This is a genomic window from Flavonifractor sp. An112, from assembly GCF_002161085.1.
GTDB lineage: Bacteria > Bacillota > Clostridia > Oscillospirales > Oscillospiraceae > Flavonifractor > Flavonifractor avicola.
On record NZ_NFLU01000001.1, the window covers coordinates 193,709 to 218,272 of the forward strand.

Annotated in this window: 19 protein-coding genes, 1 pseudogene and 2 riboswitches; of the genes and pseudogenes, 9 read left to right on the forward strand and 11 right to left on the reverse strand. The window is 54.3% G+C overall.

Annotation, left to right across the window (positions count from 1 at the left end; all coding sequences use genetic code 11):
• Positions 1 to 165 precede the first annotated feature (165 nt).
• Positions 166 to 423, forward strand: a riboswitch (cobalamin riboswitch).
• 178 nt (positions 424 to 601) lie between these two features.
• Positions 602 to 880 carry a cysteine-rich small domain-containing protein gene (locus B5E56_RS00885; RefSeq protein ID WP_087271676.1) on the forward strand — a complete coding sequence of 93 codons (279 nt, stop codon included), beginning with the start codon at positions 602 to 604 and terminating at the stop codon, positions 878 to 880.
• A gap of 15 nt (positions 881 to 895) precedes the next feature.
• Complete coding sequence (locus B5E56_RS00890; protein WP_087271673.1) at positions 896 to 1,192, forward strand: hypothetical protein; 297 nt, start codon at positions 896 to 898, stop codon at positions 1,190 to 1,192.
• A 66-nt stretch (positions 1,193 to 1,258) separates the two neighbouring features.
• Here B5E56_RS00890 and B5E56_RS00895 read toward each other — a convergent pair whose 3' ends face one another.
• Genes B5E56_RS00895 through B5E56_RS00905 form a run of 3 tightly spaced genes read right to left on the reverse strand, consistent with a single transcriptional unit; the run spans position 1,259 to position 4,044 of the window.
• Positions 1,259 to 2,026, reverse strand: a complete 768-nt coding sequence (locus B5E56_RS00895; RefSeq protein ID WP_087387868.1) for an ABC transporter ATP-binding protein — start codon at positions 2,024 to 2,026, stop codon at positions 1,259 to 1,261.
• A gap of 12 nt (positions 2,027 to 2,038) precedes the next feature.
• Positions 2,039 to 3,058 carry a FecCD family ABC transporter permease gene (locus tag B5E56_RS00900; RefSeq protein ID WP_087387869.1) on the reverse strand — a complete coding sequence of 340 codons (1,020 nt, stop codon included), beginning with the start codon at positions 3,056 to 3,058 and terminating at the stop codon, positions 2,039 to 2,041.
• Entirely contained in the window at positions 3,055 to 4,044 is a 990-nt protein-coding gene (locus B5E56_RS00905) for an ABC transporter substrate-binding protein (protein WP_158098631.1), read from the reverse strand. Before B5E56_RS00905 ends, B5E56_RS00900 begins: the two co-directional genes overlap by 4 nt.
• Positions 4,045 to 4,134: 90 nt before the next feature.
• Between B5E56_RS00905 and B5E56_RS00910 the strand changes: the two genes are divergently transcribed.
• The gene (locus tag B5E56_RS00910; protein ID WP_087387873.1) at positions 4,135 to 5,247 is read left to right on the forward strand and encodes an adenosylcobinamide amidohydrolase; all 1,113 of its coding nucleotides are present in this window, start codon (positions 4,135 to 4,137) and stop codon (positions 5,245 to 5,247) included.
• Between the two features lie 68 nt (positions 5,248 to 5,315).
• Positions 5,316 to 5,559, reverse strand: a riboswitch (cobalamin riboswitch).
• 181 nt (positions 5,560 to 5,740) lie between these two features.
• Here the strand turns inward: B5E56_RS00910 and B5E56_RS00915 are convergent.
• Positions 5,741 to 6,196 carry a hypothetical protein gene (locus tag B5E56_RS00915; RefSeq protein WP_087387875.1) on the reverse strand — a complete coding sequence of 152 codons (456 nt, stop codon included), beginning with the start codon at positions 6,194 to 6,196 and terminating at the stop codon, positions 5,741 to 5,743.
• Positions 6,197 to 6,292: 96 nt separating this feature from the next.
• Between B5E56_RS00915 and B5E56_RS00920 the strand changes: the two genes are divergently transcribed.
• Both B5E56_RS00920 and B5E56_RS00925 read left to right on the forward strand, forming a co-directional pair.
• The gene (locus B5E56_RS00920) at positions 6,293 to 6,508 is read left to right on the forward strand and encodes a helix-turn-helix domain-containing protein (protein ID WP_087387877.1); all 216 of its coding nucleotides are present in this window, start codon (positions 6,293 to 6,295) and stop codon (positions 6,506 to 6,508) included.
• 198 nt (positions 6,509 to 6,706) lie between these two features.
• Positions 6,707 to 6,934: a helix-turn-helix domain-containing protein gene (locus B5E56_RS00925; protein WP_087272017.1), complete on the forward strand. Its 228-nt coding sequence runs from the start codon at positions 6,707 to 6,709 to the stop codon at positions 6,932 to 6,934.
• Positions 6,935 to 6,992: 58 nt separating this feature from the next.
• On the opposite strand, the gene B5E56_RS14805 is transcribed toward B5E56_RS00925, so the two are convergent.
• The 7 genes and pseudogenes from B5E56_RS14805 to B5E56_RS00965 form a co-directional block, all read right to left on the reverse strand.
• The gene (locus tag B5E56_RS14805; protein WP_242958708.1) at positions 6,993 to 8,939 is read right to left on the reverse strand and encodes an NlpC/P60 family protein; all 1,947 of its coding nucleotides are present in this window, start codon (positions 8,937 to 8,939) and stop codon (positions 6,993 to 6,995) included.
• Between the two features lie 3 nt (positions 8,940 to 8,942).
• On the reverse strand, positions 8,943 to 10,085 hold the full coding sequence (locus B5E56_RS00940; RefSeq protein ID WP_343214215.1) for a DNA cytosine methyltransferase: 1,143 nt from the start codon (positions 10,083 to 10,085) through the stop codon (positions 8,943 to 8,945).
• 1 nt (position 10,086) lies between these two features.
• Positions 10,087 to 10,473 (reverse strand): annotated as a pseudogene (locus tag B5E56_RS00945) (TraE family protein); the annotation flags it as partial.
• A complete protein-coding gene (locus B5E56_RS00950; RefSeq protein WP_343214216.1) occupies positions 10,368 to 12,254 on the reverse strand; it encodes a metallophosphoesterase family protein in 1,887 nt (628 codons plus the stop codon). The gene B5E56_RS00950 and the pseudogene B5E56_RS00945, both read right to left, overlap by 106 nt.
• Positions 12,136 to 13,494, reverse strand: a complete 1,359-nt coding sequence (locus B5E56_RS00955) for a choice-of-anchor I family protein (RefSeq protein WP_158098632.1) — start codon at positions 13,492 to 13,494, stop codon at positions 12,136 to 12,138. Before B5E56_RS00955 ends, B5E56_RS00950 begins: the two co-directional genes overlap by 119 nt.
• A gap of 284 nt (positions 13,495 to 13,778) precedes the next feature.
• Complete coding sequence (locus B5E56_RS00960) at positions 13,779 to 15,233, reverse strand: CapA family protein (protein ID WP_158098633.1); 1,455 nt, start codon at positions 15,231 to 15,233, stop codon at positions 13,779 to 13,781.
• Positions 15,230 to 17,461, reverse strand: coding sequence for a DUF3160 domain-containing protein (locus B5E56_RS00965; RefSeq protein ID WP_087387889.1), 2,232 nt, complete (start codon positions 17,459 to 17,461; stop codon positions 15,230 to 15,232). Before B5E56_RS00965 ends, B5E56_RS00960 begins: the two co-directional genes overlap by 4 nt.
• 746 nt (positions 17,462 to 18,207) lie before the next feature.
• Here B5E56_RS00965 and B5E56_RS00970 point away from each other — a divergent pair.
• The 4 genes from B5E56_RS00970 (at position 18,208) to B5E56_RS00985 (ending at position 24,552) form a co-directional block, all read left to right on the forward strand.
• The gene (locus B5E56_RS00970) at positions 18,208 to 22,164 is read left to right on the forward strand and encodes an S-layer homology domain-containing protein (RefSeq protein ID WP_087387891.1); all 3,957 of its coding nucleotides are present in this window, start codon (positions 18,208 to 18,210) and stop codon (positions 22,162 to 22,164) included.
• Between the two features lie 266 nt (positions 22,165 to 22,430).
• Entirely contained in the window at positions 22,431 to 23,402 is a 972-nt protein-coding gene (locus B5E56_RS00975) for a hypothetical protein (protein ID WP_087387893.1), read from the forward strand.
• 9 nt (positions 23,403 to 23,411) lie between these two features.
• Positions 23,412 to 23,654 carry a helix-turn-helix domain-containing protein gene (locus B5E56_RS00980; protein ID WP_087272135.1) on the forward strand — a complete coding sequence of 81 codons (243 nt, stop codon included), beginning with the start codon at positions 23,412 to 23,414 and terminating at the stop codon, positions 23,652 to 23,654.
• The gene (locus B5E56_RS00985; RefSeq protein ID WP_143383105.1) at positions 23,629 to 24,552 is read left to right on the forward strand and encodes a hypothetical protein; all 924 of its coding nucleotides are present in this window, start codon (positions 23,629 to 23,631) and stop codon (positions 24,550 to 24,552) included. Before B5E56_RS00980 ends, B5E56_RS00985 begins: the two co-directional genes overlap by 26 nt.
• Positions 24,553 to 24,564 lie beyond the last annotated feature (12 nt).

The following is a 24,564-nucleotide window of genomic DNA, read 5'->3' on the forward strand; positions in this document are numbered from 1 at the left end:
CTGTTTTTGCTATTTTTTAAATTTCTTCAGAGAGGAGCCCTTGGAACTCTGTTTCTAAACAAACTAAAGAGCGTTTGACAACCTGCATAAGGCGTGCTATGCTATATTTAGATTCATTCTTGGTTCCAGGCCCGGCGTTTGCCGCCGGTTTGAAAATTTCATATCACTGTATCTATTGCATGGTGTGGCTGTTTGCTGTAACGATCCTGCCGACAAGGATCAGGCAGCAGCTAAAACGAATGGGATATCCAAGTCCCGCGCGACCGGCACTGTGTACGTGAGGCCATTCCGAAGCGGTGTATGCCGTCTGGACGAAAGTCCGCCATTGCAGGGAACGACCCTGTGAGAAGGTAGGAAATGGACGCAGAGAGCCAAGCTCTCATAACGTAAGTCAGGAGACTTGCACCATGGCAGGATGCAGGGGGAAACAGCGGGCGTGTCCTCCGTTGTATACGTTGCTTTGCTCGCTGGCCTTCTTGTTAGGGCCAGCGTGTTTTTGTCAGAAGGAGGTGCCGTCCGGGCACCTCCTTTTTCTGTTTCACCGCCGGTCAGGGTATCACATGAGTGATGTGTCAATCAGTAAAATGAAAGGAGAAGCGGTATGGAATCATCGACGTCCGAAAAGCACTTTCAGTTCTTTTCCAACAGCAAATGCGAATACTTCCCCTTCCACCCCACCAATGACCCGGAAAACTTTAACTGCCTGTTCTGCTACTGCCCGCTGCATGCACTGGGAGACAAATGCGGCGGAAACTTCACCTATATTGCCGGGGGGATCAAGGATTGCAGCGGCTGCTTGATTCCCCATCGCAGGGAGGGTTATGACTATATCATCGGCAAGTATGGCGAGATCAAAAAACTGGCGCAAAAAACCAACTGACAGGAGGCAAGCGTTATGATAAGTCGAACCTGGTTTGAAAATCCGGATCATGTGGTATACGCCGTAAAGGATGAGGTGATCCCCCGACTCTCCCGGGAGCTGGGAATCAGCGATCTGGCCCAGCGGATCGAGGATTTCAGCAAGGCTCCCACTCAGGAGGGGGAAAACATCAAGGGGCTCAAACGCACCACCTTGAAGCTGATGGTTCCCAACCTGGTTTTCCGGGAGCCCATCGAAATGGGTGAAAATGTATGGATCTATATGGGTGAGCTCTGTCCGGCCTATTGTTTGTACACGCCCTGGGAAAAATAGAAAAAGCACATGGCCTGTACCCGACGCAGGGACAGGCCATGTGCTTTTCTGTATGTCCGAATACCGTTAAGATACCTGCTCCCAACGCTTGAGGGAGGCCATCATATATGAGGCTACATCCATATCATAAACCTCATGGAGAAACGCTCTTGTCAGAACCATATTGGCAGGCCCCATCCCTGCCACAGAACCATTTTTCAAAAACAGAAGCTGATCAGAAAGCATCAGAGAAAGATTGATGTCATGGAGTACTCCGATGACCGTCCGTCCTTTTTCCTGAGACCAGTTTTTAAGATAGCTTACCAGTTCTGTCTGATGCTTCAGATCCAGGTGGTTGGTGGGTTCATCCAGTAAAATGATCTCCGGTTCCTGGGCCAGCGTCCGGGCCAGGAAAACCCGCTGGAGCTGGCCGCCCGACAGTTCGGAGATCTGCCGGTCACGCAGCGACTCTAGTCCTGTGGCCTGCAGATACTGTTCCACATACCGCTTGTCCTCTTTGGAAGTGGACGCAAAAAGCCCGCGGCGCAGCTTCTGATACCGGCCCATCATTACCGTCTCATAGACGCTAAAGGAAAAATAGACGGTACTCATCTGGCTCATCATAGCCATATGGGAGGCGATCTCTGGCCGACGCATATCGGCCACCGGTTTCCCATCCAGTGTCAGTTCCCCACGGCTTTCCAGAAGACCGGCAATAGCCCGCAACAGAGTGCTTTTCCCGCAGCCGTTTGGCCCCAGAATGCACAGATTTTGTCCCAGAGGCAAATCAAAGGTAATATCGTGCAGAATGTCTCCGTTTCCATATCCGGCACAAATATTTTTCAGATGCAGCATGGAAACTCCACCTCATTTCAGCTTTCTGCCGCGGAAGAACACCAGTGCGAAGAAGGGAGCGCCTACCAGTGCCGTCACGGCCCCTACAGGAATAATCGTGGGCGCCATCACCGTGCGGGAAATCAACTCCGCCAACATCAGAAATGTGCCGCCGAACAAAGCGGACAAGGGCAGCACTAGACGGTGGGAGGAACCGAAGATCCGCCGCACAACATGGGGCGCGATCAGATCCACAAAACCAATAACACCCACCAGCGACACCGCCGTGCCGGTCAGCAGGGCGGCAATGCCGATCAAAAGGAGCTTGATCCGCTTGAGATCCACGCCGATGGACATGGCCTGCTCCTCTCCAAAGCTCATGATATCCATCTCCGGAGTAAAGCGCTGCAATACCAGCATGGAGATGACCAGAACCGGGAACATCACTGCCACATGGGACCAGTTCCGGCCAGTGAAGCCGCCCATCTGCCAGAAGACCATCTGCTGCAGGTGCTCCCGGGACAGAGCGGTGATCAGCGTCAGAATGGCGTTGACAAAGAGAGAGAACACCATACCCACCAGGATGACCGTCTGATTCTCCATCTTGCCGTCCAGCCGGGCGGCAAAGGCCAGGGCCAGAAACACCGTGGCCAGCCCCCCGGCAAAGCCCGCTGCCGGCAGGGTGAACAGGCTCCCCAGAAGCGGGAACGTAACGCCTGTGACCATCACCAGAGCTGCGCAGAGGCTGGCGCCGGAGGAAACGCCCAGGGTATAGGAGGACGCCAGCGGATTTTTCAAAATGGACTGCATGACGGTACCGCTGGCGGACAGAGCCGCGCCGGTCAGAAAGGCCAGCACCGCCCTCGGAAAGCGCATCTCCCATACGATGGCGCTCAGATTTGGGTCAACGGTTCCGGAACCGCCGGACAGCTTGGCCATCAAAATCTCTGCCACCTGTCCGGGAGAGAGATTCACAGAGCCGACGGCGATACTGCCCACCAGAATGAGCAGGGCCGCGGCAACGGCAGTGAGTATCTTGACGATCCGCTTCATGCCGCAGCTTCCCCGGCAAAGGGATCTTCGATCCCTGCGTATGCGTCGGGATAGATCATCTTAGCCATCTGCTTCATGCCGTCGATCACATGGAGATTGGGAAGAGATACCGCATTCGTGTTGACCAGATACACGTCCCCGTTGGCCACGGCGGCGACATACTCCCAGCCGATTCGGCCCAGAATCTCCGCCACGGGATCGTCCACATAGTCCACCATGGTCAGAATAATGTCCGGATTCAGGGTGATCACCGATTCCTCTGTCACAGCAAGGTAGCCCTCCTGGTCGCCAAAAATATTCTCTGCACCAATCATTGTCAGCATCTCGTTCATAAAGGTGCCGCTGCCTGCAGTGTAGATATCGGGTGCACAGGCAATTTCGACCACCACACGCTTTTTATTCTGGATACCTGCGCCGATATCAGACAACTGCTCCAGTTCCTTCTGGAACTGTGCAATCAGTTCCTCGCACGTCTCTTGTGCGCCCACGCAAGCGGCAATGAACCGGGTGTCCTCCAGCATGGTGTCGATACTGGAGGCAGATGGAATGTCCGCCACACAGACACCGATATCTCGCAGGGGTTTAAAGGGATCCACACCGTCGGAGGCGCTCATACCGGTGGTAAAGATCAGATCAGCACCAAGAACAGCCATTTGCTCCGTATCCGGCTCCATCATGTCAAAGGTGGGCAGATCCTCCAGACCAAAATACATGGCAGAATAGGTATCCACAGCGACAAGCTTGTCCTTCAAGCCCAGATCCAGAAGGGTCTGCGTGGCAGAGGGCGCCATGGAGATAATGCTGTCCACCTGCTCCGGCAGAGTGATAGGATTGCCGCTGCGGTCTGTGTCCGGACGGCTGTCCGTAATCTTCTCCGTCTGCTGAGGCTGCAAGGTCTGCTCCGTAATCTCCGCAGGAACGCATGCGGCCAAGGCTGTCATAATCAGCATGACCATCATAAGGGCAATCGCATTTCGAAGTTTCATTTCCATCAATTCCTTTCTTCTTTTCCTGTATGCAGTTATCTGCTATAATCCATTCAGAACATCTCAGAAAATTCCGGAGGCCCAGGATATATGGAACGCAATTTTGAATTGTGCAACGGCGATTATCTAACATGTACGGAACAAGCTGCTATCTTTCGGTTTTCTGGCCCCCGCATGGTGCTGTCTACTGGGGCCAGCGGCGGTGGTATGCGGGCCGATCTGACCGCCGCCTTCAACTACTGTGACTGCGGCACAGCGGGGGTCTGCCAGCCTATGGAGGGAAATAACCTGCAAGCGCACCAGTGCGCAGTGGCAAAACGTCTTGGCCTGGACCCGGACCATTCCACCGGTCTTGACACTGCGGCAAATCTGGACAATATGGTGGTAATCACAAAGCATTGGAAGGATCTGCAAATCACAGCAGCAGTATCCGGCGGTGCTGATGTCAACGCCCTCTGCGCCGGAGATCCGGCATTCTTGGCAGAGGCGGATGGTGTGCCCTGTCCGGTGCCGCCAGGCACCATCAATATCTTTCTGGTCACTGACCGTCCTCTCTCCCCGGGAGCCATGGCAGAACTGATCATGACAGCTACAGAAGCCAAGACCGCCGTGCTTCGGGATCTGATGCAGGGCAGCAGCGTTTCCCAGGAACTAGCCACAGGGACAGGCACCGACGGCATGGTCATTATCTGTGGAACCGGCGAGGAAGGGATGCTGTTGAACGCAGGTAAACATTTTAAATTTGGAGAACTGGCAGCGCTGGCCGTCCGGGAGGCCGTCACAGAAGCGCTGTTCCGGCAGACGGGGTTCTGTGCCCAAGAACAGCATTCAGTGTTAAGGCGCTTGCGGCGTTTTGGGATCACAGCGGACAAGCTATCCGCCGACTGCCTAATCCGACTGCCTGATCAGCTTGCGGCGTTTTCCAGGACTATGGAAAAACTGGATCGGGACGCTTTTCTAGTGAGCGCAGTGTGCCTTTATGTGCATCTGGAGGATCAACGCCGCGCCGGGATGCTGACCGAAATGGAGGCTGCAGACTGGGCAGAATATCTTCTGGGAGAAGTCCGGCGGCACTACCACTGTGAACTCCCCGCCTCAGAGGCAACCGGTCTGATAGAGAAAATAGAGCATTTCTTGTGTGAGCTGATCCTGGCAAACCTTAATGAACAGAAGCGGCTTTATCCAAACGAAGTCCCCATCTAAGAACAAAAATAAAAAGCGGCAGCAGATGCTACCGCTTTTCCAGACAAAACGGGTGTTGTTTCCAACAGGAAACACACCCGTTGTTTTGTAGGTCTTCTGACTCACATATCCCGATGCAAACAACCGCATCCACGCATCTGTTTCGCCTTCCCAGTTAGGCCATTACAGCCTGCCAGTGACCTGCTTTCGCAGAAAAAACAGATACTCTATGCTCACAGCTACAGAATCCGAGGTCAATCCGGCCATCGGAAACGTGTTTGGGACTTTCACCCAATTCCCTTGTTCAGCAGAACAACCCAGCGTGTCTTTCCAGAAAGAACGCGCCGACGCCACAAAAGTCGGAGCAATGTATTCACTTTAGCCACTATTATAGAGAAGATTTCCCATATGTCAAGGAAGGTTTTTAACAAGGCAAATATAGTCGTATTATTTTTCTATCTTTGATTTTAAAGCAGAATTCCTAAAAAGGAAATATCTTTATTACTATAAGATTCTATTTAACAAGGTTCTCAACATGGATTTTCCTCTTCCTTCCCCATATCTGGGCATGCTCTACCAACGCTCTCGCGTTGCTTGCCGGATGCCAAGCATAGGCAATCAAGTGGGTACTGTGTTCCACCATATAACGGTTAGCCCGGATGATGGCTACCCGTTTTGGTACAGTCTCCATACCCGGCGGATAGAAAGTGCCGTCAAAGCCTTTCGGTGTAGGGGTTGGCCGGTCAAAAGGATGATAAGGCAGCAGCAAAGTCAACGTCACCTCCGGGTGACGCTTTTTTGCGTCTATGACGACCCTAGCTGCCAACTTATCAAAGTTGCCATAACGGCCCACTATAAAACTTGTGACACCGTATTCGGTGATATGGCGTTCCACCGCCGCTGTCAAAGCAGGAATTAGTTCATCGCCCGTCTCCCTGTGGCCGATGAAAAAGCAGGTTGCTCCTGTCATAGTTTGTTCCTTTCTGTATAGGCAATATTGCCTATAACGATGTATCTCAATTATAGGCAATAATAGAGATATAGCAAGCGGAAGGAGGGCTGTTGAGTGATTTCGTATGCACCGTTATGGGAAACAATGGCGCGTCGTGGGGCAACAACATATACCTTGCAGGTCAAGGGAGGTATCAGCAGTGCCTCCATTCGCCGGATGAAGGCCGGAGAATCCGTGTCTACCAATACGTTGGAGGCATTGTGCAAATTATTGAACTGCTCTTTAGCGGATATTGTAGAGTATCTTCCAGATACAGATGAACAAAGTTGAGCAAACCGATGGATGGAAAAATCTTATCCATCGGTTTTTGTTTATTTCACGATTTTTGCCGCTGTTTCTCCTGCTGCCGTTACCTTACTACAATCCTTCTATTGCTCGATTATATCATTGTATTGCTATAAATAACAATTATCTTCCATAAATATTTTCTCGTTTTGATGATACCCTTTTAATAAAAAGGGGTGCATTATGGAGACAGCATATCGGGAACAATTCATAAAATTCGGCTTGAAAGTGCAATACTACCGAAAGCTGCATGGCATGACCCAGGAAGCCTTTGCTGACGCAATCGGTAAATCATGGTCATTTGTGGCAAAAGTCGAGAGTCCGACAAGACCGTTCGGCGTCTCTATGGAAACCATGTTTAAGATCGCGGAAGTGCTGGAGATCCCAGTTTCCAAACTGTTTGAAGATTAAAAAATCTCACGGTGAGACCTCATTCCAAAAGGAATTGCGTCTCACCGTGAGATTTATTTTATTCCCCGTAATACAGGGGGCGTCCGATAGAGGTAAAGCCCTCCAGGCCGGTGATGACCACATTGTTGGCTCCGCTGGCGCAGTGGACGATCAACAGATTGCCGTTTTCGTCCCTGCCGCCCACAATACCAACATGAGTATCTTCCGGATAGAATACCAGATCGCCGGGCTGGGCCTCATCCCAGGAGATAGAGGTACAGTAGGTGTGCTGCATACGAGCACCTCCGCCATGGCCGATAACATATTCGCCGTTGCTGACATTATAGAAAGTCCAGTCCACAAAGCCGGAACAGTCCAGCCCATAGGGCCGATAGGTGCCGGTTGTGGAGCTGCCGTCCGCCCACACCTTGGAGAGTTGTCCCCAGCGGGAGTCCCAGCCGAGAACCAGGGATTTTCCGCCCCAAAAGTAGTTGACCTTGCCCACCAGCTTGCAGGCGGTCTCCATCACCGCACGGCGCTCCGGGGAAAGATCCTCCGGGAGATTTTGCAGAAGTTCCACTGCGTCGGCCTGGGTGATTGCAAGATCCCCCAGCAGTCCATCCAGTGCGTCCAGCTCCTCTAGCAGTTCGGTCAAGGTTTTGTTTTGGAACTCCGAGAAGGAATAGATTGTCCGCATATCATCGGCGGTTTTGGGAGTAATGGTGATATGAAGGATCGTTTCTGTGGAGGCCTCCCCTTCCACCGTCTCCGTCTCTGTGGTAATTTGACACATATCCCAAAAGACAGCACGCAGGCGCTCTATCCGGTCTGGGGTCAGCGCGGCTACATCCACACCATCGTCCCCTCCGGCGGTCTTGACAGCAAAGACGGCCACCACCTCTTTCCAGGCTGGGGGTTGTCCCTGTATGTCAATGCTGTCATAGTCTCCCGTTTGCAGTGTTTCCAGCTCGTCCGCAAGTTCAACATTGATTTGCGCAATCGCTGCATTTAATGGAACGGCGTCTCTGGATGGCTCATTGGAAAAGAAAATCCCAAACGGAGAGGCCAGAAGTGCCGCAATCAAGGCCATGACCGCCAGCGCCGCCACCAAAACCACGCCGCCTACCAAAGATACCAAAGCACTGACAAGTGCCGCCGCTGCTTTTGTCACTGCAACAGCGGCCTTTCTGGAAAGTTCCGCGGCAGCCTTGGCCGTCTGCTTGGATTTTTGCAGCATACTCCGCTGGGCGGCGGTCTGTGCCTTCCGGCGAGCACGCTCCATTACTTGCTTGGCTGCGGGCGTCCCTGCGGTCTTTCGGGCAGTTGTTTTGACCGCACTCGTTGATACCTGGGCGGATTTGTCCATAGCTTTTCGTGTCTTGGGTGTAAATGCCCCACCGGGCGGCTTTTCTTTTGGCCCGGAGGAGCGCCGGGGGCGCTCCTTGATGGATGGATTGATGGATTGATTTCCGGGAGAGTGTTCTTTTTTTGTGGTGTATGTATTTTGGGGAGTACCGCCATAATGAGGGACTTCCCGGAATTGGCCGTTCTTTGGATGATCGGCTCTGACGGAGCGTTCCAACTTCTCAACGGCCTGTTGTTTCATCCGGGTCTCCGGGGTAAGCTGCGATCCCTTGTGTAAGCTGTCCGGGGTATTGGGATGAATGGTTTTCCCATCTCTCAATGTATCATTGGCAGATGGGACCATATCCGTTTTCTCCTTGGGATGGCGGCCGCCTTCTTTGATTTGTTCCTTCCGGGACTTGGGACGGTACGCCGGGTGCAGCAGTCGATCAACTGCCTTTTCGGCTCGGTATCCCACTTCTTCCACAGCGTCCATCCCCGCCTGGACACTCTGTTCAGCCGCTTGGGTGTCGGGTGTTGCGGTACTGCTATTGTCCCGTTGACGCTCCACCAGCCTACGGCGGAATTTGGCGGTCATTTGCCGCAGGGGGCCATTTGCTTTCCGGTCTTTACCGGGACGCTTGATTTTATCATCAGAACTGCGCTCTTTTAACTTCGGCATGATTCACCTCCCATTTTGCGTCTCACGGTGAGACGCGATTTTCTCTTTGCCCAGTACCTCCGCAATACCCGCCATCAGATAATCGGCACAGGGCAGCGCAATCGAGTTGCCCAGGGCGCGATACCGTTGGGTGGAGCTGATGGGCTTGCCGTCTGCGCCATACTCCGTCCAGCCTTCCGGCAATCCCATCATGCGCTCGGTCTCCCGTTCCGTAGGGAAACGGATGCAGCCCCCAAAAGAATCATCCTCAAACCAGAAGGCAAAGGGCGTGACGACTCCAGCTAAAATAGTGGGAAAAGGGTCAGTTGGAAACCCAAAGCTGTCTCGGAACTGGACGTGTTCCTGTTTTTTGGATGCTCCTCGCATACGGAACAGTTGAAAGGGTCGGAGGATGGGTACACGCCCCCCTGTTTCAAGAAAAGGGCCTCGATTCCCGGCGGAGGCGGACAACCCGCCCGCTGGGCCAGTTTCAGAAAGTAGGAACATTGGGCGGGGCTTAAACAGTATTTCGTGAGCACGCTGCCCTCCAAAATCTGCCACGAGAAAGATACGTTGCCGTCGTGCCAGGCGGGGGCTTGCCCAATATTGGGCGTCCATAAGCCGCCAGGCCAGATCGGGACATCTCCCTCGCACCATTCCGGCATTTGCCCATCGACCAGAGGGAGGAACTGAAAACGGGGTGTCTTGGAAGGATCGGAGCACGGCCAGAAAATCCAGCCGGTCATTTGATGAAAGAGCTCCCATGACGTTTTCCCAAAGAGCGATAATTGGAAATTGACCTCCAGTGGCACACCTCATTTCTTTGATAATTCGGATTGCATGATGAAACAGACTTGATTTCGCTCCAGCCAAACCGGAACGGTCTCCGATTTGAGACAAGTTTTGGCACGGAGAACCAAAGGTAAGAATGTGGACGGCGGGGCTCTGTCCTCCGTCCATCTTTGTTATATCCCCCAGGTGCTCCATCTCCGGGAAATGTCGCCGGGTGATGGAGATGGGGGCTTTTTCAATTTCGCTGGCCCAGAGCGGCACGATCCCGTGGCGGCTGGCCGCCAGTGGAAATACTCCGATCCCGTCAAACAAACTGCCCAGGGTCAGCGGCGGCTCGTTTTGCGTCTCACGGTGAGACATGATTTCCAGTGCCATATCAGTTTTCTCCCGGTGTGGTGGACATGAGCCGATAGAGCTCGGTATCCTTGGGAATGGAGTTGTTAAATGGGACCAGGGAGCCGCCCATCTTCAACAGGCCGTGTCCGGGTTCCGCATTGGTGATGTAGCCCATCTGTGTATCGGAGATATGAAGGAGCTTGCCCAACTCCGCCCGGTCGGTGGCCGCCTGATTGAACAGCAGGAGAAATTCAGAGTTTGCCAGCATGAGCCGGGCCGTTTCGGACTTTAAGCACTCCTCCACATTCTGGGTCGCCGCCGTCATAATACCTGCGTACTTTCTGAACCGTTTCCAGGCACGGTACAGAAACTCGCCGGAATAATGGTACTTGAAATACAGATACACTTCGTCCAGGAACACCCAGGTGTATCAATGCGATATTCCTGCAACAATCTGAATTGCCGCTGATAACGCCGTAGTTTGGAAACCTCCGCCCGTATGGAAAAGGGGATTTGTTTCCTCTTAGGTCGTCGTATGTTCAAAAGATAGAGATAGGAAACATACAAGGCCCGGAACCCCCGCACTTTTTTTCGGGGCATTTGAGTATACAGCCCCTTCACCGTACTGACCAGCAGCTGATAGATCGGATTATCTCCGCTCTGTGCCTCCAGTCCAGCCACAATCTGAGCGGTGGATTCGTCCATTTTTTCATCGCCGGCGTAGTGGGCTGCAAAGGCGCCGGCCAGCAGAGACTTGACGGTAATGCCGCTATCAGGAACCAGCTCGGTGTTGGCCAGCTGCTGCGCCAGAGCCGTTGCCTGCTCATAGGTCAGTTCAGGATTCTGCTGCATCAGCACGGCGGGCAGCATGGTTTCTACCAGGCCCTCCATGCCGCTGATCAGGAATTCGCCAGCGTACGCAGGGAAGTTATCAATGCCCTCCACCTCGGTAACATGATCGGTGCTGTAGGAGAACTTCTCCTCACCCAGGGTCACATACCGGATGGGACAGGGGCTGGTAACCAGAGAGCCGGTCTCCACGTCGTAGAGCACATTGCCCTGCTCGGTGGTGGTCATGGACACGTCCTGGGAGTGGAAGTGTCCGGTAAATACCAGATTCATGCCGGCATCGGCCAGGGTGTCGGCTACGGTCTCATAGTCCTTCACCAGATACTGGGAGAACATGGTGGGCTGAATGGAGGTGTGGGGCACCAGGCCATGGTGCATCATACCAATGGGCCGGCGGCCGTCCCGGATGGCGTCCTGGATCTGCTCCAGCACCCAGTCCAGCGTCTCCTCGTCCAGTTCGCCCGCGGTCTCCTGGTTGGGATTCTCCTTGTCGTCGTTATAGATGCCGCTGTCCATGACGATGAGGCGGTAGTCGTCGCCCAGATCGACGGCGTAGGACAGGGAGTTGTTGTCCTGGGCCACAGCTTCATCATAGCCGAACTGGGCATAGATGCTGCGGAAATCATCGGTGTCGATGGTATCCACCTGCTCGGTCGCATCATCCACAAACTTTACCGCGTTGGCGTTGGAGATATCGTGGTTGCCGTTGATGACAAAGACCTGGATTCCGGTTTCTTCCTCAAAGGCCGCCAGCTTTTCCGCCAGCAGCTCGTGGTTAACTTTCTCACCATCCTTGGTCAGGTCACCGGGGATAAGCAGATTCTCGGCATCGCCCTGAGCGATCTTGTCCAGAGCCGCATCCAGGATGACCTCACTCTCCACCAACATCTTGCGGTCAGCAGCCAGATATGCCTCAAATGCCGCGCCCGTGCTGCCCAGAACATCAGCATCATACAGATGGTCATCGGAGATCACGGCAACTTTCAGATCATCCGGCTGGGGCTGCACTTCCGTGCCGGAAGTGAGCTCATATACCGCCACAGTACCGGACACCTCGCAGGCGGTCAGCAGCAGGGCCTTCCCCGTAGGGCTGTTTCCGGCGGGAATGAAAGCGAAGCCCTCGGGGGCTACGTCTCCGCCGGTCACAAACTTGTCTTCGTCCTGGGAACCGGGGACGGTGAAGGTGAAGTCCCGGGAGTTGATATAGTTCACATAAGAGACATTGGCGGGATCGGTAACGTCATAGACCATCACGCCGCCGGTGCGTGCGCTCCAGGGCGATGAAGGCATAGATCTTGCCGTCCACGGTGCCCACGGTGACGCTCTCCGCCTCCGGGCCCTTCTTGCCGGAGCGGTCATCCACTTCCGCGTTGTCGTTGGAGCAGTTGAAGTAGCCAGGCAGATACTGGGCGGTGAGGGACTCGAAGTCGTCGCCGCTGGTGTAGACCTCCTGGATGCCGGAATCGGTGACCTCATCGAGGGTGAAGGAGCGGCCGCCAAAGAGGTAGTCCTTCTGACTGTTCAGGCCGTCGTAATCCTCAGCAAGGAAAAATACTACCTTGCCAGTGAGGCCGGAGTTGTCGGCGGTGATAGCGCCGGTAGGAGAGGTGTCGCCGTCCTTGAAGTTGCGCTCGTCCTCATTGAGGTAGTCCTCCCACTCCCGGCTGTCGCCCTCGTTGGCGGTGAGCAGGTAGGTCTTGCCGTCCTTCTCAAAGGCGGCGATGCCGTCGGGCATCCGAATGCCCATCAGGCTCTCGTAGGTCTTGGGGCCGTAAGCTCCATCCTTCTTGTCGATATCCACGGGGGTGGTGCTGTAATCCTCAAAACCGGCGGAGTAGATGCCGGTAAAGGTCTTGGAGGTCAGGTCCAGCACAGCGATGGCGTTGGCCTCCTGGATGGTCACATAGGCATTGCCGCCGGAGACAGCGATGTACTCGGGCTCCAGGTCCACGGAGGGAGCGGTGTCCTTCTTCAGGACGATACCGGCGGACACCAGCTGGTCCCGCTGGGCATCAAAGGCGTCAAAGGTCACCACTGTGGCGGTGCCGGCAGCCACGTCCACCACGCTGACCGAGCCCTTGGGGTCGGCGATATCCTGACCATAGCCCTGCCGGGGCTCGCCCTCGTCGGCAGTGAGGACGGTGTTGTTGTCGGCGAAGGTCACCATGTCAGGCTGCACGCCCACAGTGACCAGCTTCTGAAGGGTCAGGGAACCGTCGGCGTTGCAGGTGAAGAGGGCTACCCGGCCGTTGTCAGCATAACCCTCAGCCTGGAGCGCAGTGGCCAGCACTTTGCCGTCGGGGGAGACGGCCACAGAGGTCATATCGCCGTAGGCAAAGTTCTCATCCGCGGCCTCTACCAGGGCCTTCACATCAATGTCGTTGCCGTCCAGCAGGTCCACGGTATCCTTCTCCTCCAGGGTCTTGAGGGCGATGGCGGTGAGCAGGCCGGACTGGCCGTTGACGGCATAGGCCCAACCGTTGACGGTGTTGTAGGAGACGATCTCCATCACGCCGCCATCCACGTTGAATTCACCGGCTTCATAACCTGCGACCTTAGTCAGGTCCAGGTTCCTAACCGGTGCAGTTGCCCAGTTCACTACAGCGTACAAATCAAAACAAGCGAGCCGAAACACCGACTCGTCTGCCAATTTGCTTTGCTGCCCTTGCGGACCTCTTTTGACTTCCGCGGTCTGTGCAATATATTTTTTATCGCGCAGTTGAAAGTTTAGCACCGGTCCCTCCGTTTATCTATACACATCCCGTTAAGCTCCTGTAAAGCTTGTGTAAGGCACTTCTGTTCCATCCGGTTGACAAAAAACAACATCCAGCCCTGACACACTCTCGTGTCAGAGCCGGATGTTGTTTTATCGGTTTCTTGTGGTTATGTATGCTCTATAAGGGTAGTATAGATGCCGTTTTCCCGTTGGGTGAGTACCGTTTTCATCCCCCAGTCGGTGACACTGCACTGCTCCCCCACCCGGTTCAGGGTAAAGTAGGCCATCCCGCCCCGGCGGCAGGCCTCGTCAGTCTGGGCCGAGATATAATTTCCCAGTGAATAGTACACCAGCGTCCTCTGCCCGCTCGTCCCGGTCACCCACTCGTAAGGTTGGAGCACATGGGGATGGGTACCCAGCACCACATCAGCACCGCAGTCGGCAAAAACCTGCGCCCAGTAGCGTTGAGTCTCGTCGGGTTCCGCCCCATACTCAGTGCCCCAATGGACGAATACCAGCACAAAGTCCGCCGCCTCTGCCGCAGCTGTCAGGTCCCGGCGCACCAGGTCCTCATCCTCCAGAGTATGGAGCACATAGGGCGCCTCCTCCGGCAGCGCGTGGCCATTGGTCATCTGAGTATAACTGAGCACGGCACAGGTGATGCCCTGCCGCTCCAGCAGCTGGTAGGGCTGATAGCTGCCATCCTCCACCGGTTGGATACCGGGACAGAGTATCCCGGCCTTCCGATAGAGATTTGCCGTCAGATCGATGGCATCGGTCCCCTTGTCCAGGGCATGGTTGCTGGCGCAACTCACGATATCGAAGCCAGCACGAATTACCGCCTCGCCCACCTCTACCGGTGTACCGAAGGTAGGATAATCGCTGTAGTCCTGGCGCTGGTCCACATAGATGGTCTCCTGATGAAGGCAGGTCACATCATACCGGGCCAGTTCCTCCGCCACCCCGGTAAACAGGTGGTCAAAATTGCCGTCCAGCTTTCGCAGACCATAGTCATAGATGGGACGGTGGATCAGATTTTCCCCCAGAGCAGCCACGGTAAGCTCTGCCGTTTCCGGCCGCTCCGGCAGGGTGCTGAGTCCCCAGGAGATCCAGTCCCAGGCACTTACCCGACCGGATCGCTCCTCCAGGGTCAGACGGTTTTCCGGCGTAAAGGACCAGCTCTTCACCTCCACCCCAAGGTCAGAGGCCATCCAGATGGGTTTGGCGGTCTCCCCAGTCCAGTCGTAGATGAAGATGTGCTGGGACCAGACCTGCTCCTCCGTCTCCTCCTCCCAGAAAGGACGGCTCTGCCCATAGCGGCCCTGCCGCCAGCACAGGAGCATCAGTTCCCGCCGTCCGTCGTGGTCGATATCACACCAAAGCACATCCTGAACCGGCTCGTCCGGTTCCGACTGCCAGACCTTTTCATCTCCGCTCCACAAAGCTACCCGCCGGTTCTCCAGGGTAATACGCTCCGGCTCGCCCCAAGCAGGTTCTCCGGCCAGATCAGCTGTATGCCAGACCACCCACTCCGGCGGGTCGTCTTCTTGGGCAGCCCACCAAAGGCCGATTACCAGCAGACAGGCGCCAACTGCCAGCGCAGCCAGGAGCCTCCGTCTCACCATGAATTGCTCCGATAGCTTTCTGTCCAGGTGGGCTTGACCAGGCTGTCTCTGCCCTCCCAGTTATAGTTGCCGTCGGGGCCAACCCACTCGCCGATCATCTGCCGCCACTGGGTATCGGTCAGGCGCTGCTCCATCGGCCAGGTAAATTGATAGAAGTCGTACACTGCACCGGAGGCCAGCCGCAGGGTCCCGTCCACGGGCACCACCACCACGATCTCCTGAGGCATGGCGTTTGCAATTTGCAGCACCGTACCATTGGGATCGGTAGCAATATCGGTCACCAGCGAGGCGGGGATCTCCTGGGTCTCCAGGTAGTCGCTCTCCGCTTTGTCCTTGACCGCCTCGATCCAGAAGTGCTCCAGATTGCCGCCATAGGTGCGGATCAGCTCATACTCCTCGTCGGTCAGGGTCTCGTTCCGCAGTTCCTTTTCCGAAATGGTCTGGAGCTGCTTGGCCAGCTGCGCCAGGCGGAACAGGTTCTCCTTATCCTCATCATTGATGAGCCCGTACTTGTCCAGCCCCTCGGCAGTCTGCTGGGCCAGCAGATAGAACCGGCGGAATACCTCCGGCTCCGGCTCCACATAACCCCGGTCATCCACTTCTTCGATATAATCGCCGCCCATCTCTGCCATGACCTGCTTGGCATAGAGGACGGTATCATGCTTGAGCTCGGTAAAGCTGCCTGCAAAGGTCTCCAGGCTCTTTTGCTGCCAGGCCTGGCTGGTCATAAAGGAGGGGTACCCCTCTCCCTTTTCCTCCAACAGAGGCATCAGGGTATACAGCCAGCTGGAGTAGAGGCTGGCGTTCCATGCGGACTCCGGAGCCTGGGCAATGGTGCTCCGGAGCCGGTCCATGTTTTCCGTAAAGCCCGGATATTGGGTAGCACCCTGCTGGCTCAGCAGATCCAGAGCCAAATCAGAGCCCATAGCCGCCGGCACATCCAGCACGTCGGGCAGCATCCGTTTGTCTCCGCCAGCTGTCTCCTTCACCTGGCTGTACACCAGCTTCTGCATGATGGCAGCGTCAATGGTGAAGCGCTGACCCATGAAACGGAAACCCTTGTTCAGCTCCTGGATATCCTCCGTTCCGTCCCAAACTGGCACAGAGTTGATGGCCGGTGGGTCCATTGCCTCAATGGCATTCACAAAGGCATCAAAAGCCTTGTCGCCGCCCGGCAGATCGACCGCTGCCGGAAGGCCACCGTAAGCCGTTTCAATGGCGGGCCTATAGTCATAGTAGCTCAGATCGTCGCTGGCTCCCGCAAAGAAGGAGGTGACTGTGTAGATCATCTCCCAGTCAGACTGATTGCCGTCAGCCATGGCCAGATTCATGAGCAGTGCACTGCGGCTCATGTCCTCGTCCTTCTGGCCAAAGTTCACCTGTCCATACCACATCATAGCACGGAAGTACTGCTCCAGCACCTGGTCGCCCTCGTAGTATCCCCGTGGGATGAACTGGGTGTAGTCCATAAAAGTCTCACTGATCCCGCAGGTATCAATGCCGGCAGCGGCGTTGATCCGGTCTACCTCCGCCTCTGCCAGATCAGCAGCGTAATCAGGGATCTGGACCGACGGGTCCTGCAGCACAGCTGCCACCGCGAAGAAGGCCACGTTGCGGCGGGCAGCCTCCTCCCATTTGCTGCCCTCAAGGGCATCATACTGTGCCATACTGCTCTCCAGCATTCCCTTGCTCAGATTAAGCAGACCGTCAGCCAGGTAATTCTTTTCCGTCCGGCTGAGCAGCAGACTGAAATACAGGTGATAGGTATGCATCATGGAATCCACGGTTACAAAGTTAGGAACCAGGTTGTACCGGTTGCTCTCATACACCTCAAAAAATTCATGACCATAGCTATTGGTCACCACAAACAGGTTCTCCTCCAGTTTATTCACCGCGTCATCAGAGAGATAGAACTGGTCCGTGTTCATCACATTGGTCAGCCCCGGCGCCACTGTATAGGCCGGTACCGAGGGGGTTATCTGGGCCTCCTCTGCCCCAGTGAAGTTCAGCAGCTGAATGCGGGAGATAGATTGGATCGGGCCAACATTTTGAGTCTGCTCTTCAGGCATGGGAAATAGCTCTTCCATGGAGTCAGACAGTTTCTTACTGCATCCGGCCAGTAAACCAGTGGAGGCCATCAGCAGCGCGCCGGCGGTCAGAGCCGCTGTGACCCGCGCCGCTCTGTTGCGCCGCCGGCGGCCAGGTTCTGTGCGATTCCCGTTCATGGAAACTCCTCCTCATTTAATGATTATGGAATCATCTTCCTGTCCTCTACGAGGTCAGTATACCATACTCCTTTCTTTCAGGAAAGGAAGAAATCCTCCGCCTTGACGAAGCTCTGGCCCCCACTGTCATTGTGCCCATCTGAATTTCTGATGCCTCCACTGGTATGGCACACCCTCGGCACTGCAGTCCTCTCCTCTCCGTCCTGTAAAACAGTTTTTCTGTTTCGTCTATTTTGACTACACATAATCAGGGCTGGAACATTTGATCTAAAACAAATTCACAGAATCATTCATTTTCTCAATTTTATGCACAAAATTGTCGAAAAACCTCAAAAAATGCAAATTACAGATGAGCTTTCCCGAACACCGGGACGTCATACATATTACAATTATGTTGATTTTTGTAAGTCAAACTGGTACAATATGGTGGACGGTGTAGCCAATTAATTGGGCATTTTATATCATCCGCTTTGATGATGAGACAAAAGTTCTATTTTGTCTACAGTGAAGGAGGTTGATATGAAGAAGTACGATATGTGCGTATGTCATGTGTGTAGAGAGGGGGGGAATTTACTCTGCTCAAACAGTGGGATTCCATCCTTAATGGATTGATTACACCTGAGCAACTCAGATGCGACTGTCCCATATGCATGGTCAGTCTCACAAGCAACACCATTGTCCAGCGACACCGTCTTTACCCCATGTGTGTGGAGGCACACGTTCATAAAATTTAGGAGGGAAAGCAGATGAAACAGACCACCCGGCATATTCTGAGCTTAGTGCTTACCTGTGCCATGCTTCTGAGCCTTCTCCCTGCCGTAGCTCTGGCCGAAGAGCCGGAGAACACACCCAACACGGCAGCAGATACCTTAGCAGACCCCGCACCGGTCAATGAGCCCGCCGGCGAACCGACGCAGAAGGTATATGTGTCTAAAAACGGTGATGACACAACCGGAACCGGTGAGTCGGATAAACCCTACGCTACACTGCATAAAGCGGTAGACACAGCATCGGATGGGGCAACGATTTATGTGATGTCAAATTTGTCGATGGAGAAGTACGCATTTGTTAGTACGAAGGCGCTTACTATTGACGGAAACGGATATACGATCACCAGGGGTGAAAATTTTACTGCCCAGAACGATGCTGCACGCGGCGGCTACAATCCCGCCATGATCGAGGTGGCAAACGGCGCTGAGTTGACGCTACAAAATATCACGCTAGATGATGCTTTTAAGACCAACGGCACCAATTTCTTAGAGCAGCTTACAGGTGAAGGAAATAACGAAAATAAAGTCCAGGATGCTATCATTGCAGCTTATGGAGACGGCAAAGGTACAATTATTCTTGGTAGCGGTACCACACTTAAGAACTTCGGCGGAATGTCAGCGGTTCGCGTTGGCGGCAATACCGATGCGGGCGGTCAGTGGTATGGGAGTACTCTGATTATGCAGTCTGGCAGCAAAATCATTGATGATAACCTTGGTACACGTATAGGCGGTGTAGCTGCAGTTTGGAGCCAAGGCGGCAAGATTGAGATTCAGAAAGGCGCTGAGATCAGCAGTATCGATGGACGGGCTGTCTTCCTTGAAGATGGCGGTATTGCTACAGTCTACGGTTCCATCAAGGATATCACGGCAAACAGCCATATGACATTTAATCCAGCCATGGGGACCGGCTTAGGCGGCGGAGCATTAAATGATGGTTTTGCCGGTATTGCCGTAGCGGCTGTTGGAAATTCCATATTTACCCTCGGGGAAAAAGGAACTATCACCAATATTGTTAGCGATACAAAAAACTCATCTGATGTCGCCATTATGTTGGTTGGTTCCACATTTGCAACGGAAAAAGATTCCACCATGTCCGATATTAACATTATTGGTATTGCCGACATCAACGGAGGCAAAATAGAACTTGGAGGGAGTCTTTCCGATTGCGACTCAAAGAATGTTCTCTTCCGTTTGAGAGGTGGCGGCACAGTTACATTCAAACTTCTTGAGGGAGCAAGTATTACTGATTGTACTGCCGATGTCGCCATGGTCTACTTAAATGGTGGCAAACCTCTTATTGAAATTTCTGGCATTATCGATGGTTCCAATGTGCCGCCACTTTTCATTTCCAATAACGGTTCTCGAAAAGGCGGCACCATTACGGTGACAAAGACGGGCATCATCACAAATATCACGGGTGCAGGAATTCGGGCAGAGGATCCGTCTACTATAACCATTCAGGGTACAATCACAAACTGCTCAAGCTATGCAATAATATATGAGCCGAAGGCAAATCAATCGCTGCTTAAAATTGAGGGTAGTGCAACTATCGAAAACAATAACAGCGGCAAAGCGCAAATTCAAGTTACAGGCCTCCTCCCTGCCACCGATACTCAGGAGCATATCGTAATCAACCAAGGCAGCCTCGACAGCAATAAAACCATCGCCTTGAAGGCATTTAATATAACGTTGGATGACAACTATGCAAACATCAAACTCGGCAATGCCAGCAACGTGGCGGCAACAGCAATCACAAATGCTGTTAAAGCTCAGCACTCCGACTGGACTATGATTGACAGCAATGCACTCTGGTTCCAGCCCTCTGAAACAAGCGTTCATTTCACCGTAAGCAAGCTTCGCGACGCAAAAAACACCGGTCTCTTTATGGCGTACCTCCCGCTGAACGCAGACGGTGCACCTACGGACGACGCAACACTGACGCTGGAAGAGCTTAAAAACACCGATTCCATCAATGTGACGCTGGACAGCCTGATCCCCGGTCAATCCTATGCGGTCATGTTTGTCAACAACAATGAGTACACACTAAACCCGGATGACATTACGATTTATACCGGTGGCGGACAAGGTGACGAGAACTATGATAACGGAGGCTTCCCTAAATTCACTTTAACAAATTGCATTGACTTAAGTTATGTCGAGAATCCTGTTACCAATCAATCTGGAGACGATTTAACGAGCCTCGAAGTCAATGGAAAGACTTACAGCGCAACTGCCGACGAAAGTCTAGTCGATCAGTTAATTTCCCTGTTAGATGTAACTTATATTTACGAAGATGGTACGGTCGTCAATAACGATGGTAGAGCCGGCGTGTACACTGCAAAGTTTTCATGGAAGGATCTGACTGACCCAGATGTAAAAATAAATGGAAATGAAGTTCAACTGGGCGACGGTGGAACCATAATCGTAAGATATGTTGAGGACATCAAGGATGCCCAAACCGGCGAAAACACCTATGCGCTGGTGAGCGAAGAACCCTCGGGGCCGGTCGAACACGCTGTAGCAATTCCGAACAAGGAATATGCTTGGTCTGACCCTACATTTTACACCAACGACGATGAAGATCGTGAGGCAAATGCTGCAGGTATCCAGCTTTTAGACGACTCTCTGCTGGTCTACGAAGGCGAGGATCGGCAAGGACTCATGGAAGCCAAGGCGGAGAAGTACCTCGGTGATCCCGGGGAAGGTCTGGCTTATCGCTACAAATTCCACTATCTCGATCTTGTGGACGCCTTTAATGGAAACGCTTGGGTATCTGCTTTTGGCGGTACTACGATTTATCTGCCCTACCCTGACGGCGTAACAGCCGAAAATGCAAAAACTTTGGGACTTAAGGTCATCCACTACAAGGACCTGCACCGTGAATACGGCATTACTGGTCAGGAAGACGTCGAAGCAGCCATTACCGCCTGTGAGATGGAAACCATGCAGGCCGAGTTTACTGAAAACGGCATTAAGTTCGACGTAGCGCGAGCGGGTTTCTCTCCCTTTGCTCTGGTTTGGGAAGAACCCGATATCCCCAGCGTTACCCGCTACACCATCACTGCCAGCGCCGGTGAGGGCGGTTCCATCTCCCCCAGCGGCTCCGTGCGGGTCTCCCGCGGCAGCGATAAGACCTTCACCATGAAGGCCGACGAGGGCTATGAGATCGACGACGTGCTGGTGGACGGCGAGAGCGTAGGCGCTGTGAGCAGCTACACCTTCAAGAATGTGAAGGAGAAGCACACCATCTCCGTCTCCTTCCGTCAGCTGCCTCCCACTCCCGATGACACCGGTGTGTCCGACTGGCTCAACACCAAGGATCACCTTGCCTACCTGCAGGGCTTCCCCAACGGCTGCTTCGGTCCCAGTCAGAATATGACCCGCGCTGAGGCCGCTCAGATGTTCTACAACCTGCTGCTGGACAAGGACGTGACCCAGACCGTCACCTTCTCCGACGTGCCCGCTGACGCCTGGTACGCTGACGCTGTCAACACCCTGGCCTCCATCGGCATCCTGGAGGGCGTGGGCGGCGGCCGTTTTGAGCCCACCCGCGTCATTACCCGTGCGGAATTCACCGCCATCGGGATGCGCTTCGGCGATCTGAGCACCGAAGGCGAGAACATCTTCTCCGACGTGGATGAGGACGACTGGTTCTATGATGTGGTGGTCGGCTCCATCCAGTACGGCTGGATCAACGGCTTTACCGACGGAACCTTCCGCCCCTATCAGACCATCACCCGCGCCGAGGTCACCGTCATCGCCAACCGGATGCTGGGCCGCAGCGCTGATGAGGACTATGTGGACGAGCACGGTGACCAGCTCCGCAAGTTCTGCGATGTGGACAAGGACAACTGGGCCTATTACGACATCGCGGAAGCCACCAATGCTCACGAGTATGTCAAGTCCGGTAGCCAGGAGACCTGGGAATCCTGACTTGAACACATCCACCCCTACTTACAAAGCTCAAAAAATGGCGGCACCCAACATTGGGTGCCGCCATTTTTCATGGCAAATTACCTTTTTACATCCGGAAACGGTTCAATGGTCTTTCCATTGTTCCCGCAGTTGATTCGGTGTCGTAGTGCAAAGCCGCTCGCCATATTTCTTCCGTTCTCGCTTCAATAATTATTGACAAACAATAATTATTCTGCTATGCTCAAGGTGGAATTATAATAAAACAATAATTTGAGGTGAGTACCATGACACGCAAGCATATTCTGATCCTGCTATGCGCCGCTCTGGTCGGAGGACTAACCGCCCTTGCTCTGTCGTGCTATGATCCGCAGGGACTGCCAGACCTGCTCTCTGCTCCAGGCCAGGGGCTGCGGGAGCTCTCCCTGTCCGGTCCCTGGGGCAACACGGGGGCCTGGGCAATCACCCTGGTGGTCACCCTTCTGCCACTGCTGCTTCTGGTTCTGCCCAAGAACCGGGGACCCTTGGTATGGGAAGACTGGTTGCTGCTGCCCGCCTGTGGTGTGGGCTTCTGCATGGTGTTTTTCTCCGTCAACCCTACCTTGCTCCCCACGCAGCTACCGGAGATATGGCCCTCCGTCTCCCTGTGCGTCTATCTCTCCCTGTTGGCAGCCTGGCTGGTCCTGCGGGTGCTGCGGCGGCTGGAGGGCCAGGAGGTCGGCCAGCTGGCTGGGGTACTCCGCATCCTGCTGTGGGCCTGCGCCCTGCTGGCGGCCTTTGGAACGGCGTACAGCCGGATCAGCGCGTTTGTCAGCCAGGCCACCCAGACGTCGCTGAACAGCCCATCCAGCTATGAGCTGGTCTTTGATGCCAACAGTATTAACGACGCTGTTACCACCGGACTCATCCTCCAGTTTATTCTGATGCTCCTGCCTTTGGTGGCCGACCTGTTCACCGCCTTTGTACTGGCCCAGGCAGCCTCTCTCACCGCCGTACTGAAAGCGGGATTGTTCAGCCAGGAGGCTGTGGAGCGGTGTGCCCTCACGGCCCGCTGGTGCCGGCAGCTGGTGGTGTGGTCCGCCCTGCTCACCGTTTTGAAAAATCTGTTTCAGCTTACCTTCCTGGCGTTCCCGCTCCAGTCCCATTTTCAGGTGTATATTCCTCTGTCCTCTCTGGTGCTGGCCGCCGCTCTTTACTTGCTGTGCCGCTGCCTCCAGCAGGGCAAAGAACTCCAGGAGGACAACCAATCCATTATCTGAGGTACCGCTATGGCCATTACTGTACATCTGAGCGAAATCCTGAAAGACCGCCATATGACTGCCAAGGAGCTGTGCGCCAAGGTTGGCATCACCGAGGCCAATCTGTCTATCCTGCGCTCCGGCAAGGCCAACGGCGTACGCTTTCACACAATCAACAAAATCTGCTACTACCTCAACTGCGACGTAGGGGATATCCTGCGCTTCGATGGACGATTGGAGGATGAGGATGATGACGGCAAAGAGACGCCCTAACCGACGGTTCCTGATCCCGGCTGTAGGGATCGCCCTTGTTCTGCTGCTGGTGCTGCTCCGGCCGGTCAGCCTGGCCCGGCCGGAAGCCCAAAACCCGGCCCAGGACCGCTGGGTGGGCTACTACATGGTCCTCCGGCCCACTGTTGATTATGATTTTGACCGTGACTGGGAGACTTATGGGAATATTAAGATCCTGAATGCTCGCCTTCAGAGCGACGGCAGATATGCTTTCACCGATCTGGAGGGGCAGGCTCTCTTCTTTGACTTTCTTCCCCCCACCGACCCGGAGGACCCCTATTCGGCTACGGTTGCTTTCCAAAGCGATGTGGCGGACGCAGTTCACAATACACTCATCACAGACCAAGGGAACACGGAAGAACTCTCCGGCACGCTATATTTTGGCCCCGCCTCCACCCCCGCTCCCGGCGGGCTGGGCTATAGCTGGACCTCCTGTCAGGTCTATCAGCGGGAGGACGGCTCCCTTTATCTGACCAAAGGACAGTCCTTCATGGGCGGTGGCATGAGCTTCAAGCAGGAAACCAAATACACCTCCACCATCAATGGCCGCACCACACAAGATGCCCTCTCCGTGGAGCTGCGTACAGAAATGATCCCCCGGTTGGAGTCCTGCACCTTCTTCCAACTGGATGAGAACGGCACGCTTCTGAACCAGACCACACTGACCGAGGCGGAGGCCCTGGCCCTGACCGACGGCAGCTATCAGCTTCCTCTGGCGGAGGGTACAGACTGCATCCTGATCCGTCAGGATGAGGAACGGGACGGCCAGACCTATACTACCCTCACTCCCCAGCCAGACGGCAGCTTCACCGGAGATCTCTGGTTCCTGGATGAGCGCGGAATTGGCGTCCAGGTTATGATTCAAACAATATCTGAATAAACAAAAAACAAG

What these genes read in the sequence shown, in the direction of transcription:
- B5E56_RS00910 (WP_087387873.1), top strand. Translation starts at nt 4,135, where the DNA reads ATGGAACGCAATTTTGAATTGTGCAACGGCGATTATCTAACATGTACG.
- B5E56_RS14805 (WP_242958708.1), bottom strand. Translation starts at nt 8,939, where the DNA reads ATGCCGAAGTTAAAAGAGCGCAGTTCTGATGATAAAATCAAGCGTCCC.
- B5E56_RS00885 (WP_087271676.1), top strand. Translation starts at nt 602, where the DNA reads ATGGAATCATCGACGTCCGAAAAGCACTTTCAGTTCTTTTCCAACAGC.
- B5E56_RS00895 (WP_087387868.1), bottom strand. Translation starts at nt 2,026, where the DNA reads ATGCTGCATCTGAAAAATATTTGTGCCGGATATGGAAACGGAGACATT.
- B5E56_RS00900 (WP_087387869.1), bottom strand. Translation starts at nt 3,058, where the DNA reads ATGAAGCGGATCGTCAAGATACTCACTGCCGTTGCCGCGGCCCTGCTC.
- B5E56_RS00970 (WP_087387891.1), top strand. Translation starts at nt 18,208, where the DNA reads ATGAAACAGACCACCCGGCATATTCTGAGCTTAGTGCTTACCTGTGCC.
- B5E56_RS00890 (WP_087271673.1), top strand. Translation starts at nt 896, where the DNA reads ATGATAAGTCGAACCTGGTTTGAAAATCCGGATCATGTGGTATACGCC.
- B5E56_RS00950 (WP_343214216.1), bottom strand. Translation starts at nt 12,254, where the DNA reads ATGACCGCTCCGGCAAGAAGGGCCCGGAGGCGGAGAGCGTCACCGTGG.
- B5E56_RS00905 (WP_158098631.1), bottom strand. Translation starts at nt 4,044, where the DNA reads ATGAAACTTCGAAATGCGATTGCCCTTATGATGGTCATGCTGATTATG.
- B5E56_RS00980 (WP_087272135.1), top strand. Translation starts at nt 23,412, where the DNA reads ATGGCCATTACTGTACATCTGAGCGAAATCCTGAAAGACCGCCATATG.
- B5E56_RS00925 (WP_087272017.1), top strand. Translation starts at nt 6,707, where the DNA reads ATGGAGACAGCATATCGGGAACAATTCATAAAATTCGGCTTGAAAGTG.
- B5E56_RS00975 (WP_087387893.1), top strand. Translation starts at nt 22,431, where the DNA reads ATGACACGCAAGCATATTCTGATCCTGCTATGCGCCGCTCTGGTCGGA.
- B5E56_RS00985 (WP_143383105.1), top strand. Translation starts at nt 23,629, where the DNA reads ATGATGACGGCAAAGAGACGCCCTAACCGACGGTTCCTGATCCCGGCT.
- B5E56_RS00940 (WP_343214215.1), bottom strand. Translation starts at nt 10,085, where the DNA reads ATGGCACTGGAAATCATGTCTCACCGTGAGACGCAAAACGAGCCGCCG.
- B5E56_RS00965 (WP_087387889.1), bottom strand. Translation starts at nt 17,461, where the DNA reads ATGAACGGGAATCGCACAGAACCTGGCCGCCGGCGGCGCAACAGAGCG.
- B5E56_RS00915 (WP_087387875.1), bottom strand. Translation starts at nt 6,196, where the DNA reads ATGACAGGAGCAACCTGCTTTTTCATCGGCCACAGGGAGACGGGCGAT.